This is a genomic window from Cytobacillus spongiae (assembly GCF_021390075.1).
This window is the reverse complement of sequence record NZ_CP089998.1, coordinates 339,061-355,670: the sequence shown is the minus strand read 5'-3', so window position 1 is coordinate 355,670 and position 16,610 is coordinate 339,061. Positions and strand designations below refer to the sequence as shown.

The following is a 16,610-nucleotide window of genomic DNA, read 5'->3' as shown; positions in this document are numbered from 1 at the left end:
ATTGAGTTTAAAGGAAATTCACCTGCCTGCTGAATTTTAAGGTCTCAGCATTTCGATTTTTTCATTAATATAGTATAGATCCCATTCTTGCATCTGGTCTTTATCCATTCCGTGTAGTACATATTTATGAAAATCGTACACAATATGCTTACGATCTGTATCGACTTCACGATACACCATAATAAGGGCATCCATGATGGCCAGTATGACAGATATATCTTCTTTACCGTAATGAACAAGTTGATAAAATGTTTTATACAGAATATGGTTAAATGAAAAGATCGTCACCGATACCCTTGGATAACGGTCTTTATCTTTTAATGTTACAATTCCATCCTTAATGTCGTGGGTTTCGCTCAATAAAAGACCTAAATATTTGATCGAATCTCTTGCAGTGTTCGGATCATTGATTCCGGGGGAAACGGCCCTTAATGCAATTTCCACAATTTTTTGAAGGGAATAAGCAAGGTCATACTCTCCCATCCGCTCTCTTCCAATATATATGTATGAACGATATTCTTCTTCACTTATCTCGTTACCATAAATCGTAAAAAGGATGTCTCCTTCTTTAACGAACTCTCCAACTTTTGTTTGAATTTCAATCACTGAATCATTTTCTGAACAAAAAAGAACTAATCCTGACAAATCAATAAATTGAATAAATCCTGATTTATGTGAAGGGATGTTGGTTCCATTACCATCATGTGCCGGAATCATTGTAAATGCTTTCACTTCCTGATTTTGCTGAAGTGAGGAATAATAATCGATCACTTTCAATGCTTCTTGTTCTAGTCGCTCAATTAAACGGCTGATCTGTATAGATGTAGCAATATGGTGGATAAAATATGCAAAAAACGCCAAACAGACAATGGCATAAAGGACCCCGACAAATGCGGAAGAAACTAAATGTTCCTCTAAGCTTTGCCTCATAAATAATAGTGAAATGATGGAGTAAATAAATCCTCCAAGAAAGATCCCAAGTCCCCTCATCGTGGTCTTATCCTTCACGAAATTTTGCAGGGTTCGGGGAGAAAATTGAGAAGAGTACGTCGTTAAAACAACCATTACTGTCGAAAATGTAAAAGTTGTCATCGTAAGCAATGACGATGCAATGGCACTCAGTACCGTTTGGGCGAGATCGATACTGGTCAACATCATGACAGGGATAAAAGGCTCGATTTTATGAATCCAGTAGGTATCAAGGGAAACAGTCATGATGGCCAATATCAATGATGACATACTGTAGAGGGCAGGAACGACCCATATCCCTTTTCGCATTTTCATTAGGAAGCGTTTCATAGGAATGTCTCTCCTTTATGAAAGAAAGGTTTCTCCTCTAGCTTCCCCCTTCCACAAGAGCATCAAACCAAAAGAAATAAGAAAGGTATGACAAAGGACATGATCGTGGCGGTTAATGCCATGGCAGCCCCACTTACAGCACCTTCCCTTTCCCCTTCTTTAATGGCCTGGGACGTTCCGACCCCATGTGCGATCACACCGAATGGGAGTCCTTTGGAGATAGGATGGATAACTCCCAGCCAATGATTAATGGACGGCACGATCATGGCGCCGAACATACCGGTTACGATGACAACGGTGGGGATCACTTCGATGTTTGCATGTATGACTTTGCCTATATCCACTGCTACAGGGGTTGTAATCGTTTTAATAAGTAAGGAGCGATTCCATTCAGCTGGTATCCCCAACCACAGACTGAAATAATACGAAATGAGCATAGACATGCCGCTCCCCATAAAAAGACCGAAGAGGATGGGCTGCACATTCTGAGCGAATAACTTCCTGTGCTGATAGAGAGGGTAGGCCAGTGATACAGTGGCAGGACCAAGTAAATAGGTAATGACCGATGTGAAATCAGCATAGCGATCATACGGAATATCCACGATCACCAATGTGATGATGACTGCTATCGTACTTACAAAGATAGGTATCGTGATTGGATTGGGCCATAATCGGTGAATTTTCACACCCAGGAGAAAATATAGTATCGTTACGCCTATTGCCAGAAAGGAACTAATGAGAGTGGCCATGTTTCCGTTTCTCCTTCCATTTTATTAATCGTTCAGCTGATAATGCAGTGGAAATGAAACCTATTACTCCACTCACAATTAAGATGAATAGAAGCTTCCAGCCATATTCCATAAAGTAAGGCCCCAATATCATGGCACTTACGGCTAAGGGAAGGAAAAAGAATGAAAAGTGCCTGAGAAAGAACCCTGAACCGTCCAATAATAACCGTTCTTTCACCACACCCGTTAATAATAATAGAAATAAAAAAAGCATCCCGATAATACTCCCGGGAATGGGCAGCTGAAAGAAGCTGCTACACCACTTTCCAACTTCAAAGAAAATACTTAAAATACCAATTTGGATCAATAGTCGAATGACCTGCATGAGATTCTCCTCTCGTTTTATTCTTTTTCCGATTTTATCATAAATGGTCGCAGAATAGAGGTTTTGTAAAAGAGAAAAAGAGCATGGAGGAGTATCCCCCATGCTCTAATAGATCATTCAGTATAGAATGAACTTTTTTTATAAAACTTTGACGAAGGCTTCAGCTGCCGACTGACTGGATTGTGGATTTTGACCGGTCACAAATTTTCCATCTGTAATCACATGATCAGTCCAGGCTTCCGATTTTTCAAATTGTGCTCCCTGCTCTCTTAATCTCGTTTCCAGTAAGAAAGGCATTAATGAATCAAGACCCGTTTGTTGTTCTTCTTCATTTGTAAATGCTGTCAAGCTTTTCCCTTCAACCAGCCATTTTCCATTCGATAACTTGGTTCCGACAAATCCGGCAGGACCATGGCATACGGATCCAATAGCTTTATTATTCTCGGCAAAGTGAGCCAGTGCTTTTTGAAGTTCAGGGTTTTCAGGGAGGTCAAACATCGTTCCGTGTCCTCCAGGCAAGAAAATCCCCGAATATTCGTTCACGTTCAATTGAGAGAGGACCATCGTTTGATCCAATTCCTTTGTGATTCCTTTCCATTTTTCCACCTGTTCATCATCATCAAGGCTATTTGGATCTAAAGGGATTCTCCCGCCTTTTATACTGGCAACATCTACTTGGTAACCCTGCTTTGTAAATTCTTCGTATGGTTCAGCGAACTCGGATAGCCAAAGGCCCGTTTCGTGTTCATCATCAATTTTGCTTTCATTAGTAAGTACCATTAAAATCTTTTTCAATGTAAATACCCTCCATTTAATAAGCTGATGCTACTCATTGTTTATCCACTTTTCATAATATTAAACTTCTGCCATTGAATTATTCTCCTTCATTTTGTTTAGTATGGAAAAAACGACTCCCTGGTGAGAGTCGCATAGAAGGCAGCAGAAAGGTCAATTCTGACCTGAAGGGTATTGAGTACTTCTACCATGTTTTCCGGTGATTCATGGGAAGTAATTTTGGTACCAGCCGTATTAGCGACTTAGTTCATATCAAATTTAAACTGGATTTTCTTTTGGTCAGGGTCCCAGCTCAAGTATGCAGAGAACTCTTTTTCCCCTTTCACAAAGCCGTCGATTCGTTCTGACTTCCCATCAGCCAGCACTTTTTTAACGATTTTTTGGGTGATTCTTTTTGAAAGGATGACTTTTGAGATTGTAAAACTGCACTTGGACTTTTGGTAATTCGAACATCCATAGAACTTTCCTTTATCTATGACTTTACCACCGCATTTCAAACATGTACCCAAACTGGATTTATTTGTTCTTTTTCCTTTTTGGTTTTTTCTCTGAATGGAAGCAGTATCAAGGTCCCCAAACTCCCAGGACGCAGATTCTTGAAGGGCATTTTGAACAAGACGATCGCTTAATTTCTTCACTTGTTCCATGAACTCGGGAGCGGAAGCTTTGCCTTTGCCTATTTCCTGTAGCCGTTGCTCCCACTTAGCTGTCATTTCAGCTGAAGCTAACACATTTTCCCCTATGGCCCGGATTAGTACCTTCGCCTTGTCAGTCGGGTATACGATGTTCTTTTGGATATCAATGTATTGTCGGTCTTTAAGCATGGTGATGATTCCCGCTCGGGTTGCTTCGGTTCCAAGACCTTCCGTTTGCTGCAACACTTTTTCTAATTCGTCATTCTCCATGTATTTCCCAGCTGATTTCATTAATGTGATCAGTTGCCCTTCTGTGAATCGTTTGGGCGGCTGGGTTTTGCCCTCCTTTATGTCCACTCTCTTTACCGATCCTTTGTCCTTTTCCTTTACAGGGGGGAGGATTGGTTCATCGTCTTTATCTTTTTCGTTCCCGAACAGAACATGTCTCCAGCCTTCCTGAATGACTTGTTTGCCTTTCGAAACAAACTCAGCCCTTTCGTCCACCATCGTAGTGATGGTCGTATAGTCCATGATGGCTTTGTCATGATGTGCAGCGATAAATCGTTTCACGACCACGTCATAGATCTTCTGTTCATCCCCGGAAAGAGTTCGGGGATCTGTTACCTGTTCAGTAGGAATGATTGCATAGTGGTCCGATACTTTGGCTTCATTCACAAACCTCTTATTGTTCAATAAACTATTTGGTACAGGGATCCAGTTATTGTAAGGAGGATATTCTTTTAGCTTGGACAAGATCTCAGGAAAGGTCTCCGCTTCGCCTTTCGTTACATATTGAGAGTCTGATCTTGGGTAAGATACGATCCCTTTCTGATACAGTTTCTGCAGAACATCAAGCGTTTTCTTAGGAGAAAACTTATACATTTTGTTGATGGTCGCTTGTAGGGCAGACAAGTTGAACAGTAAAGGAGGGGCATATTCTTTTCTTTCTGTCTTCATTGTAACGACTGTAGCAGGTTTATTTTGACAAAAAGCAGCGATCTTTTCGGCTAGCTCCCTGGAAGGTATCCTTGATTCGCCTTCCTTTTGCCAAATCCCTTCATATACATGATGGTCCATATGAAAACTGGCCTTCACTTCCCAAAAAGGTTCGCTCTTAAATTTCTCGATCTCCTCCTCTCTTTTCACAATCAATGCGAGGGTCGGGGTTTGTACCCTTCCTGCTGAAAATACATCTGACATGCCTTGCTGTTTTAGAAGAATGCTATACACCCTTGATGCATTCATCCCAACAAGCCAGTCAGCACAAGCACGGGAATAGGCTTCATAATAGAGGCTTCTCATTTCCGATTCCTCTCTTAAGGCATTAAACCCATTTATGATGGCCTTCTCAGTCAGGGATGATATCCACAATCTTTTCATCGGTTTTTGTACCCTGGACATGGAAATGATGTTTCGGATAATTAACTCACCTTCCCGTCCTGCATCCCCTGCATGGATGATCTCGGTTACTTCCCTTTTCTTAAGGAGCTCTTTGATGACAGTGAACTGCTTTGCTTTTGTCTTTTGCAGTTCATATTGAAAGCGGGTCGGAATGATGGGAAGGTCCTCTAGTGCCCACTTCTTCCATTTTCCCTCATATTTTTCGGGAGCTTGCAGTTGGAAGAGATGGCCGACTGCCCATGTGATAAACGCCCCTTTTGGAAATACATCATTGGAGTGTATCTCAATATACCCTTGGCGTTTCCGGTGGGGAAACGGTTTAGCGAGGGTTGCACCTTGATCGGGTTTTTCCGCAATAATAACTTTCATAACATTCTCCTGTTCACGTAAATGATTCCTCCATTATATCACGTTTTTTAGAACTCTTGTTCTACATATGGAGAACAGTCAATATTGTTTACTATCTGTCATATGTTGGGCTGGTTAAATTTATAGAAAAGATTGGGAAGGATTTAGTTGTTGTGTTGATTTGACATTCTCTTGCAAAGGGGGACTGTGGGGTCATCTATTTAGGAATGAAGGAAGGACAGTATAATTTCTAAACTGTCCTCCCTTGACTTATTGTTTTAAACTCTCTAAGTTGCTTTTTAAATCTTGTAGTTGATTGAAAGTGTTCACGATTTCAAGGTCTTTCAGTTCTGAAATCTGTCCTTCGCCTTTATCTATTTCGACCAAGGCACGATCAATACCTTCTAGTGCCCGCCCGTTATACTCCAAAACTTGTTGGTGAAGGTTATCTGCCAATTGAGGAGGGGTCAAATCATTGATCTCTTGAATTTCTGTTTTCATTTCCTTTAATCTTGATTCCAGGGTGTCTATTGCGGAAGGATCTGCTGCTGCATCTTCAACTAGTCCTTGGAAGTCATTTGTAAATTGTTCTGCTTCATTAAGGTATTCCGTCATTTCCTCTACATAGGTTAAGCTGTTGTTAGCTTCTTCAAGTATCCCGCAGCCTGTCAGCATTAAAAAGCTGAATGCGATTATGATATTCTTCACTGTTATCAATCCTCCTGTACCATATTCCATTCCATCTATTACATACGAACGAAATCTGAATAAGTTTCATCTTATAAAAAAAGAAGGCTGACAATCTCAGTCAGCCTTCACGGTGATTCTTATTCTATAATTTGCAGGTCTTTAGGGAATTTTGTCAGTGTCTCGTATCCATCTTCGGTGATAAGGACGTCGTCTTCAATTCTTACTCCACCTATTTCCGGGACGTATATCCCAGGCTCAATCGTATAGGTCATACCGGTTTTTATAATCCCATCATTCAAATGGCTCATGGAAGGGAACTCATGGACGTTGATTCCTAGGCCATGGCCAATGCGGTGAGGAAAATAGTCCCCATATCCTGCATCTGAAATGATATCCCTGGCGATTTGATCCAGATCACCAATGCGATTGCCGGGCTTACTTGCCTCTAGGGATGCGAGTTCTGCCTTTAGAACCGTATTGTAAATCTCTTTTTGCTTGTCTGAAACAGATTTATAGGCGAAAGTGCGGGTGATATCAGACGTATAGCCTTCTAGGACAACACCAAGATCAAACAATACGAAGTCACCTGCCTTTAGCCTCCGATCTCCTGGATTGCCGTGTGGGTCTCCGGACTTTTCACCGAATAAAACCATAGTAGAAAACGACATTTCACGAATTCCTTGCTTCTTTAACTCATACTCAATCTTGGCAAGGACTTCCATCTCTGTGATTCCTTCCTCAAGGGCACTGACCCCTACTTCCACTCCGAAATCTGCCATTTTTGCAGCGCGACGCATGATTTCGATTTCTTTCTCGTCCTTTACCACCCTCATCTCATTTAACTTATCTTCAACATTGACGATGGCAGGAGAGTCAAACAGGTCTAAAAATGCCTGACTCCGGCCATAGGTTAGCACTTCGTTCTCAAAAGCAACCTTGCTCCCTTTCACGTTACGTTTGTGAATGGATTGTTTAATGAAATGCCATGGATCTTCATGATCTGAATACCCTATCACTTCGTTGCCCCAGCCAGCATCCTTTACTTGGCGTGCTTCCATGCCTGGTACAACAATAAATGGTTCTTCTTCCTGAAAGACGAATAATCCCATTAACCGTTCATGTGGATCGGTGTGGAAGTTTGTTAAGTAAAAAACATTTTCCGTTGAGTTTATAAAAGCCGCGTCGATTTTCGCTTCTTTTAACCAGTTTTTTAACATTTCTATCCGCTGATTCATTTTTTATTGTCCTCCTTGATTACTGTGATGGTATGTAAGTGTTTCGTATGGGCATATATATGCTAACACATTTAGCAGAGAGATTGAAATATTCGTATTTTAAGTGGGGTTATTGTGGATGGAAAAGGGGTGGCTGCGCGGGCAAGGTGATAGCTTATCCTACCTCTTGCCTATAAAGTAATGGATTAGTTTGTGCTATAATTTAAACCATACAGTGAATGTAGGGTGGGAGTGGCCACTTCCTTATAGAAGGAGGTGGTGCTTATAGTGACAACGTATGAGGCATTGACGCTAATGATTACCTTTGGCTCTTTAATTGTCTCGATCATTGCCATAGTTATTTCGAATGATAAAAAGAAATAACCCCACCCTCATGAAGCGCCTAAACTTTGAAGGGTAGAGTTATATTCCTTTCTCTATTGGGCCACTGCTTTCCTTGCAGTTTGCTGTGTAGCAAGAGACATTGGTTGCCGCCAGTGTCTCTTGTTTTTTATGGTGTTCTACTATTAAGATAATATAATTTTGTTTTAAACGCAACTCGCTTACAATGAATTTTCTCCAGTCAGTACAAAACAATGTGATCATCTAACTCTATTTGTTGACAGAGTGGGATATGAATAAAAAAACAGCTTTCGAGAAAAATTTCTCTAAGCTGTTTTTTTATTGGTTTAATAAACAGGATCTGTTTTCTTTGGTTTGCGAACAAACGCCATGATTCCTGCGATGAGGAACAGAAGTCCTGGAACAAAACCAAACCCGATGGTTCCAAGCCCTATAACAAGAGCTGCGATGATAAACATGACTCCGGCTAATACAGGCTTTTTATTTTTCACAATGGAAACCACAGCAATGATTCCAAGAATGGAAGCGATAATGCCCAAAATGACGAGATAAGAACCCATTGATTCCGCAACTGACATGACAGATGCCATATCTCCCGGGGTCATTCCTTCAGCTTGAAGGTTAGGATCACTTGCCATCCCTTCTTCCATCTGTGACATGATTTCAGGATTGCTCATTCCCATGTTCATTAAGATACCGATGATTGAAAATAACGCGGATAAAATAATCCCAATAACTCCCATTACTACTTCTCCTGTACGTTTCACCATACTACTCTCTCCTTTTATAATTTTCTAAACATGCTGTCCTATGGGTTGATTGACTTTCTCTTCATATAGCTTTACAGGATGGAATGATCTTCGGGGAATGCAAGGTGGAGGTTCTGAATATCATGGAGAGAAATCCAGTCTATCTTATGTATTAATTGGTCGGGGTCCTGCAGGATCGCTTCTCCCCCGATAAGATCCGCTTCATAATAATGAACGATTGTAGAAATTTCCCCTTCATTTCCCCATTTTGTATACACATGCTTTCCCACATTGATCAGGTAGCCTGTTTCTTCCCACACTTCACGTTTACAACATTCCTGAAAGGACTCATCTTCTTCCAGTCCTCCAGAAGGAACAGACCATCGTTTCTCTTCTTGTGCATTCCCTTGTAAAACCATTAATAAACGCCCTTCATGCATACAAAGGGCCGAAGCACCCTTCCAACTATACATGTCATCCCCCCTATATGGCAACCTCTCTTGGATATTCGCTTTTTTGACAAAATTCTCCTTCAACAGAAAAGAATTCGTAAAATTCTAACTTTAATAATCGCTTTTTCAGGTCCGTCCCTCACCTTGATCAAAGTTAATCCCGAGCTTTTTGAGTATGAGCTTTTCAATCAACGTCCATGGGAGTACGGCTTTCATCAGCAAGGTAAGCCGTACTCCTTTTCCGACAGGTATTCTGAATGAATTCTTCCTATTAAGAGCTATTTCACGGACAACTGCAGCGATCTCCATGGGATCACCAAGGGATTCCGCACCAGCTTCGATTTCGTTGTTGATGGCCTTCATGTACGCATAATAGGGAGAGTTTTTTTCCAGGGAACGGGGGGTGATTTTCTTTCCTGTATCCCAGATATTCGTTCGATAAGAGCCCGGTTCAATTAAATGAACGGTAATGCCAAAGGGTTTAAGTTCCAATCGCAGACTTTCACTGTATCCTTCAAGGGCATGTTTAGAGGAGACATAAGGGCTCAGACCCGGAAACCCGAATTTTCCGCTAATGCTGCTCAAATTGATGATTTTGCCATTCCCTTGCTTTCTCATATAAGGGAGGACACATTGAGTGATTCTCATTACACCAAATACATTCGTTTCAAATTGGTTTCTGTACTCATTGATGGTCACTTCCTCTGAGAATCCACCAGAAGCATATCCAGCATTGTTCAGGAGCAGGTCCACTCTGCCGATTTGTTTAAGGTAATTCGCAAAAGCTTTGACGGATGCTTCAGAAGTTACATCCAGTGGGAGGATTTGAACTAAATCCTTCACCTTCCTTTTCTCAGCTTGTTGTATCAATGCATTTCCTTTATCAGGATCTCTCATGGTGGCGATAACTGTATATCCTAATTGGGCAAGTTCCAGTGTAGAGAGAAAACCGAATCCGCTATTTGATCCTGTCACTACGGCTATCTTGTGATTCATTCCAACTCCCCCTGTATTTTTCTCTCACTTATTATAGCAAAAATGGGTATTGTCCAAAGAGCGTAAATCAAACTAAACAAAAAAAGGTGGCTTCATCCCATTGAAGCCACCCTTTTAACGAGGAAGTCGAGTCAATTTCTATGTCAAATCTACTGCATCTCACTTTTGGTATCAACTTCTCTTGGAAGTTGTGACAGTGTCTCTCCGGAAATGAAGAGTAAGCTATGGTCGATTTCAGCGTAAATTCATATATTTCTATAATTATAGGCATAGTCTATCATTGAACAGGTATCGTTCATTCATATCTTTTTTGATACCAAAACCAATGAAAAACGGCAGGAAACACCTGCCGTTTCTACCTTATGACTGCAAATCTACCGGCACTACAGCACTCTCCAGCTCATGATTTAAATCAGCTCGATACTGTTGTTCCTGCTCCTGAGTCCAGTTCAAAAGCTTTGACATGATCATGATTACTGGCTCCTTCCATTTCTCTACCCACTCACGATCGAAGAATAATGCGCCTGTACGTCTCATGAAGAAATCAACGGGAGTCGCGGCCATTTCCTCCTGAATCGAGTATATGAGTTGAGCATATAAATAGGCTGGGACGGACCTTTCACCAGATGTACCGCTATAAGCATGAGCGAGTTTGAAAATCTGATCCACATTGGAACCGTACATGCCGGCAAGCCTTCTTCCTTCTGCTTCTGACAACCCATATTGAAGCGCTTCTGCTGCCTTTTGCTCCACATACGATTGGAATTTTCTTGAGCCTCCGACATGGCCCCCTGAGATCGGCATATGTTTCGTTGAAGAAGAGGGAAACTTCTTTTTATTTTCTTCTTTTAACCGTTTTGATACAAGGTCGACCACGGTCTCTGCCATTTTACGGTAACCTGTCAATTTACCACCGGCGATGGTGATGAGGCCGCTTTCCCCTTCCCAGATTTCATCCTTCCGGGAAATTTCTGAAGGATCTTTGCCTTTTTCAAAAATCAATGGACGGACTCCTGCCCAGCTCGATTCCACGTCCTCTTTGTTTAGAGATACATCAGGGAACATATAATGAATCGCGTTCAAAATATAGTCTCTGTCTTCAGAAGTCATATGGGGAGATGATTTTTCCTGGTCGAAAAAGGTATCTGTTGTGCCTACGTATGCTTTACCATCCCTTGGGATTGCGAATACCATTCGTCCATCCGGTGTATCGAAATAAACCGCCTGTTGAAGGGGGAACTTGCTTTGATCAATGACAATATGAGCTCCTTTCGTTAAACGAAGCTGTTTGTCATTTGTACTATAATCTTTCCCCCTGACATCATCCACCCATGGACCAGCGGCGTTGACGATTTTAGATCCGCGGATTTCAATGGTCTCCCCCGTCATCAAGTCTTCTGCTTCTATCCCTGTAGCTTTCTTATTTTCATAGCTAAATCTCTGGGATTTCATATAATTTATGATGGTGGCGCCATGAGCAACGGCTTCCTTCATGACTTCGATCGTTAATCGGGCATCATCTGTGCGGTATTCAACGTAGTAGCCTCCGCCTTTCAGACCGTCTTTTTTTATGAGAGGTTCCTTGTTTAGTGTTTCTGAAACAGAAAGCATGGATCTCCTTTCACTTCTCTTTACGCCGGCAAGGTAGTCGTATACCTTTAATCCGATGGAAGTGCTGAATTTACCGAATGTACCTCCTTTATGAAGAGGAAGCAGCATCCATTCCGGAGTGGTGACATGAGGTCCGTTTTCATAAACGATTTCACGTTCTTTTCCGACTTCAGCGACCATCTTCACTTCAAATTGCTTTAAATACCGTAAACCTCCATGAACGAGTTTCGTAGATCGGCTCGAAGTACCAGCTGCGAAATCCTGCATTTCGACCAATGCAACTTTCATCCCCCGTTTTGAGGCATCGAGGGCAATCCCTGCTCCTGTAATTCCCCCTCCAATAACAATTAGATCAAAGTCAGTAGAAGCTAATGTTTGTTTTACTTCTGTTCTTGAAGTACTCGAAAATGGCATAATTGTATCCTCCTAAATCATGATAAGTAGTCTTTACACTCACTGTTTTTTGTTTAACCATAAAAAAAGAGACCGAAACGAACATTATGGTCAATGGTTCCATAATGCAGGTCTGGTCTCTCGTGGTCTCTAACCGAATTTATTAACTTGTAAAAAGTATATCATACATTCATTTTATTTAAAAGCCATAGCCGCTTTAACGGCTTTTTTCCATCCGCTGTACAATTCTTCCTGAGTTTCAGCGGTCATGTGAGGTTCAAATTCCCTGTCTTTATTCCACTGCTTCGAAATTTCATCCCTGTCTTTCCAGAAACCAACGGCTAAACCTGCTAAATAAGCAGCACCCAGTGCGGTTGTTTCACTTACAACAGGTCGCTCAACCGGGACTGACAGGATATCACTTTGGAATTGCATCAAGAAATCGTTGTTGACAGCACCACCGTCGACCCTCAGTTTCTTAAGTGAAATTCCAGAGTCCGCTTCCATTGCTGTCAGTACATCTCTCGTTTGGTAAGCGAGGGATTCCAGGGTAGCTCTAACGAAATGCTCCTTGGATGTTCCTCTTGTTAAACCGAATACCGCACCGCGAACGTCACTATCCCAATAAGGTGTTCCCAACCCTACAAAGGCAGGAACGACATAAACACCTTCTGTTGAGTCAACCTTTTCTGCATACCCTTGGCTGTCCTTGGCATTCTTCAGCATACGGAGGCCGTCTCTCAGCCACTGTATGGCAGATCCGGCTACGAATATGCTCCCTTCCAGTGCATATTCGACTTTCCCGTCAATTCCCCATGCCAGTGTAGTCAATAAACCGTTTTCAGATTTAACGGCTCTTTCACCTGTGTTCATAAGCATGAAGCACCCGGTTCCATACGTATTCTTTGCCATACCTTCCTCATAGCACGCCTGCCCGAACATGGCAGCCTGCTGATCGCCTGCTGCACCTGCAATCGGTATTTCTTTCCCGAAGAAATGATAAGGAACCGTCTTGGCAAACACTTCTGATGAGGGACGGACATCTGGAAGCATACTTTCAGGTACCCCTAAAATTTCAAGTAATTCTTGATCCCATTTTAAATCATAAATATTATACATAAGAGTGCGGGATGCATTGGAATAGTCCGTTACATGAGCTTTTCCTCCGGACATTTTCCAAATCAGCCATGTGTCAATCGTTCCGAAAAGAAGCTGACCGGCCTCTGCTTTTTCCCTTGCACCATCCACATGATCAAGGATCCATTTCACCTTTGTTCCTGAGAAGTACGCATCAATCAATAAACCGGTTTTATCACGGAACGTATCATTATATCCTTGTGATTTTAATTCTTCACAAATAGCTGCGGTTTGTCGGGACTGCCAGACAATCGCATTGTATACAGGTTCTCCCGTTTCTTTATCCCATACCACTGTCGTTTCCCGTTGATTTGTAATCCCGATTCCTTCTATCTGGTCCGGTTTCACACTCGATTCAGATAAGACACCTGCAATAACCGCTAAAACAGATCCCCATATTTCATTGGCGTTATGCTCAACCCAACCTGGTTTTGGAAAATGCTGAGTGAATTCTTTTTGTGAGGTGTGTACCGCTTCCCCGCTTCGATTAAATAGTATCGCTCTTGAGCTTGTTGTTCCTTGATCCAATGATAGAATGTATTTCTCCATTTTTATCCCTCCAAAAATTAATTATCTGTTGATAGTCGATGCACTTTTTTGGCTAAGCTGATCTTTCTGTCGCTTGCATAAGCGACACCAAGAACCACTAGTGTGACAACCAGGACGATCCAAAAATTTGCAGTGAATTGTCCTAGGAAAATCGCTTTATAAAATACGCCTCCAAATGATCCGCCTAAAACAGGTCCGACCACCGGAATCCACGAATACCCCCAATTTGATGTGCCTTTCCCAGGGATCGGCAGAAGGAAATGGGCAATCCGGGGCCCTAAATCACGGGCAGGATTGATTGCGTACCCAGTTGTACCTCCAAGTGATATCCCTATTGCGATGATCAGGAATCCAACGATAAAAGGATTTAATCCATCTGTAAATGTATTCGCTCCTATAGACAATATTCCTACCACTAACACAAAAGTTCCAATGATTTCACTTAACAGATTTGAAAAATAGTGTGGGATCGCAGGTCCTGTAGCAAATACTCCTAACTTCACACCCGGATCTTGTGTGGCATGCCAGTGAGGTAAGAAGTGTAAAAATGTGATACATGCCCCAATCATCGCTCCGAGCATTTGGGCGACGATGTACTGTGGAACATCACTCCACGGGAAATCTCCATTGAAGGCGAGTCCCAGCGTTACGGCAGGATTCAAATGGGCACCGCTGAACTGACCCACGGCATATACACTCATGGCGACACCCAGGCCCCAACCGAATGTAATGACAATCCATCCAGAGTTGTAAGCAAAGGATTTCTTAAGATTCACATTGGCACACACCCCTGCTCCAAAAATGATCAATAATGCTGTTCCTACAATTTCTCCTAAAAATGCAGTCATATTTGTTCCCTCTCTTCATTCGTTATGGAAAAAAATAAAAAGACTCACGGAATATGCCCAATTAATAAGGGCACTTCACGTGAGTCTCTTAATCTCTTTCACAAAGTATTAACTTGTCTATAAGATTAGCTTGTTATGAAAACGTTGTCAAGATTTATCTATAAAAAATTATTTACTATCAAAGTGTTTCCATAATGCCCGATCTGAGGTTGTGATGGCCGTAGCCCCTGCCTGCAGGGCAGCATCCACTTCCTCCACCGTATCAATGAGTCCACCTGCAAAAATGGGTTTACCGGTTTTTTCTCTTATTTCTTTAATGATTTTTGGAACCACTCCCGGCAGCACTTCAATGAAATCGGGTTCAGTCTTATGTATAAGTTCAATACTTCTTTTCATTGCGCTGGAATCGATCACAAACATCCTTTGTGTGGCATATACCCCTTTTTGTCTGGCTTTTTTTATCACATTTCCCTTTGTTGATATGATCCCGTAGGGCTTGATTTCCTGACAGATATATTCAGTGGCGTATTCATCACTGGATAATCCATGAATTAAATCTAGATGTAAAAACATTTTCCGGTTCTGTTTCTTAGCATATTCGAAAACACTTTTCAGCATCCCCACGTGAAGATCGAGAAAAACCCCGTACTCAAAAGAGGTTTCAAGCATTTTATCAAAGTCCTTCATGGAGCGAATGGCAGGCAAAATCTTTTGACCCGCAAATGTCATTTCGTTACCCCCTCTTAATTTTAGTATATTTTTTTTCACGAGGAAGAATTATACCATAGAAGCGTATATACTTTTTATAAATATGTCCTTCATGATTTTACCACATTATTACATCTAGTGGGAGTAAGCACATTATACAGTCGTAAGATTCGATTTTCACCTGGGTGCAGGCCTGACAAAGAATCGGTATATCGTGGCACCCATGACCCGTGTGAGTGCAGAAGAGAACGGAATCCCCAATGAAATCATGGAAAACTATTATGAACGGTTCGCAAAAGGCGGATTTGGCGTCATCATCACAGAAGGTATCTATACTGATAAACGATACAGCCAGGGATACTTTAACCAACCCGGCATTGTCGATCAGGAGCAAACAGACGCATGGAGGAAAATTGTTCAGACTGCTCACAATCACGGTGCTTTGATGATTGCCCAACTGATGCATGCAGGAGGGCAAAGCCAGGGAAATCCATATCAAGATACCACCAAGGCTCCTTCGGCTATTGCGCCTAGAGGGGAACAACTTGGGTTTTACGGTGGGTCTGGGGACTTTCCTATTCCAGAAGCAATGACAGGTGAGGAAATAGAAGCGGTTAAAAAATCCTTCGTAGAAAGTGCAGTGAATGCCAAGGAAGCAGGTTTTGAAGGTGTCGAAATACACGGAGCAAACGGATATTTACTTGATCAGTTTCTGACTGATTATTTAAATGAACGCGATGATGAATACGGTGGGGCGTTAGACAATAGGCTGCGCCTTATGATCGAAGTCATTCACGAGGTACGGAGTGCCGTTGGAGACGACTTTGTGATAGGAATACGCGTTTCCCAAGGTAAAGTCGCCGATCAAGGCTACAAATGGCCGGAAGGACAAAATGCGGCTGAGGTGATCTTCACTTCATTGGGGAAAACAGAACTTGATTATATCCATACGACCGACGGCGATGGTGCCGTATCTTCATTCGGTGAAGGTGGAATGACACTTGCTGAAGCGGCGACGTTTTATAGCAGGCTTCCGGTAATTGCCAACGGGCAATTGGGTGACCCCTCCAAAGCGGAGGGTCTCCTACAAAAACAACATGCGGAATTCATCAGCCTGGGAACCAGTGCACTAGCGAACCCCGACCTTCCAAATAAGGTTGATAAAGGAATCGACTTAAAAGAGTTTGATTTCGAGAAAATTTTACTGCCGCAGGCGTACGTAAAAGAATATGAGCTTCAGATGAACATCGAGGAATAATTATGCTCTTATAAGCCCCCCTTCCAGAAAAGGAAGGGGGGCTTATTGTTC

General features: G+C 42.1%; 16 protein-coding genes. 2 read left to right on the top strand and 14 right to left on the bottom strand.

Annotated features, from left to right (window positions below):
* Positions 1 to 36: 36 nt before the first annotated feature.
* From LS684_RS22285 to LS684_RS22255, 7 genes are all read right to left on the bottom strand, one after another.
* The gene (locus LS684_RS22285; RefSeq protein ID WP_233811940.1) at positions 37 to 1,299 is read right to left on the bottom strand and encodes a DUF2254 domain-containing protein; all 1,263 of its coding nucleotides are present in this window, start codon (positions 1,297 to 1,299) and stop codon (positions 37 to 39) included.
* A 62-nt stretch (positions 1,300 to 1,361) separates the two neighbouring features.
* Positions 1,362 to 2,048, bottom strand: a complete 687-nt coding sequence (locus LS684_RS22280; protein ID WP_233811939.1) for an LrgB family protein — start codon at positions 2,046 to 2,048, stop codon at positions 1,362 to 1,364.
* Positions 2,032 to 2,412: a CidA/LrgA family protein gene (locus tag LS684_RS22275; protein ID WP_233811938.1), complete on the bottom strand. Its 381-nt coding sequence runs from the start codon at positions 2,410 to 2,412 to the stop codon at positions 2,032 to 2,034. The genes LS684_RS22280 and LS684_RS22275 overlap by 17 nt, the downstream gene beginning before the upstream one ends.
* A gap of 138 nt (positions 2,413 to 2,550) precedes the next feature.
* Complete coding sequence (locus LS684_RS22270; RefSeq protein WP_349293144.1) at positions 2,551 to 3,207, bottom strand: type 1 glutamine amidotransferase domain-containing protein; 657 nt, start codon at positions 3,205 to 3,207, stop codon at positions 2,551 to 2,553.
* A gap of 242 nt (positions 3,208 to 3,449) precedes the next feature.
* Positions 3,450 to 5,612, bottom strand: coding sequence for a DNA topoisomerase III (locus LS684_RS22265; protein WP_233811937.1), 2,163 nt, complete (start codon positions 5,610 to 5,612; stop codon positions 3,450 to 3,452).
* Between the two features lie 249 nt (positions 5,613 to 5,861).
* On the bottom strand, positions 5,862 to 6,299 hold the full coding sequence (locus LS684_RS22260) for a DUF6376 family protein (RefSeq protein WP_233811936.1): 438 nt from the start codon (positions 6,297 to 6,299) through the stop codon (positions 5,862 to 5,864).
* 119 nt (positions 6,300 to 6,418) lie between these two features.
* A complete protein-coding gene (locus LS684_RS22255) occupies positions 6,419 to 7,516 on the bottom strand; it encodes a M24 family metallopeptidase (RefSeq protein WP_233811935.1) in 1,098 nt (365 codons plus the stop codon).
* Positions 7,517 to 7,783: 267 nt separating this feature from the next.
* On the opposite strand from LS684_RS22255, the gene LS684_RS22250 reads away from it, so the two are divergent.
* Positions 7,784 to 7,879: a putative holin-like toxin gene (locus LS684_RS22250; RefSeq protein ID WP_224940763.1), complete on the top strand. Its 96-nt coding sequence runs from the start codon at positions 7,784 to 7,786 to the stop codon at positions 7,877 to 7,879.
* Between the two features lie 305 nt (positions 7,880 to 8,184).
* Here LS684_RS22250 and LS684_RS22245 read toward each other — a convergent pair whose 3' ends face one another.
* The 7 genes from LS684_RS22245 to LS684_RS22215 form a co-directional block, all read right to left on the bottom strand.
* Positions 8,185 to 8,628, bottom strand: coding sequence for a DUF4064 domain-containing protein (locus LS684_RS22245; RefSeq protein ID WP_233811934.1), 444 nt, complete (start codon positions 8,626 to 8,628; stop codon positions 8,185 to 8,187).
* 71 nt (positions 8,629 to 8,699) lie between these two features.
* Entirely contained in the window at positions 8,700 to 9,080 is a 381-nt protein-coding gene (locus LS684_RS22240; protein WP_233811933.1) for an NUDIX hydrolase, read from the bottom strand.
* Positions 9,081 to 9,185: 105 nt separating this feature from the next.
* On the bottom strand, positions 9,186 to 10,055 hold the full coding sequence (locus LS684_RS22235) for an SDR family oxidoreductase (RefSeq protein WP_233811932.1): 870 nt from the start codon (positions 10,053 to 10,055) through the stop codon (positions 9,186 to 9,188).
* Positions 10,056 to 10,415: 360 nt separating this feature from the next.
* Entirely contained in the window at positions 10,416 to 12,080 is a 1,665-nt protein-coding gene (locus tag LS684_RS22230) for a glycerol-3-phosphate dehydrogenase/oxidase (protein WP_233811931.1), read from the bottom strand.
* Between the two features lie 174 nt (positions 12,081 to 12,254).
* Entirely contained in the window at positions 12,255 to 13,745 is a 1,491-nt protein-coding gene (gene glpK / locus LS684_RS22225) for a glycerol kinase GlpK (RefSeq protein ID WP_233811930.1), read from the bottom strand.
* Positions 13,746 to 13,762: 17 nt separating this feature from the next.
* Complete coding sequence (locus tag LS684_RS22220; RefSeq protein ID WP_169214880.1) at positions 13,763 to 14,593, bottom strand: MIP/aquaporin family protein; 831 nt, start codon at positions 14,591 to 14,593, stop codon at positions 13,763 to 13,765.
* A 168-nt stretch (positions 14,594 to 14,761) separates the two neighbouring features.
* The gene (locus LS684_RS22215) at positions 14,762 to 15,322 is read right to left on the bottom strand and encodes a glycerol-3-phosphate responsive antiterminator (RefSeq protein ID WP_169214879.1); all 561 of its coding nucleotides are present in this window, start codon (positions 15,320 to 15,322) and stop codon (positions 14,762 to 14,764) included.
* 160 nt (positions 15,323 to 15,482) lie between these two features.
* On the opposite strand from LS684_RS22215, the gene LS684_RS22210 reads away from it, so the two are divergent.
* Positions 15,483 to 16,559, top strand: a complete 1,077-nt coding sequence (locus LS684_RS22210; RefSeq protein WP_267930467.1) for an NADH:flavin oxidoreductase — start codon at positions 15,483 to 15,485, stop codon at positions 16,557 to 16,559.
* Positions 16,560 to 16,610 lie beyond the last annotated feature (51 nt).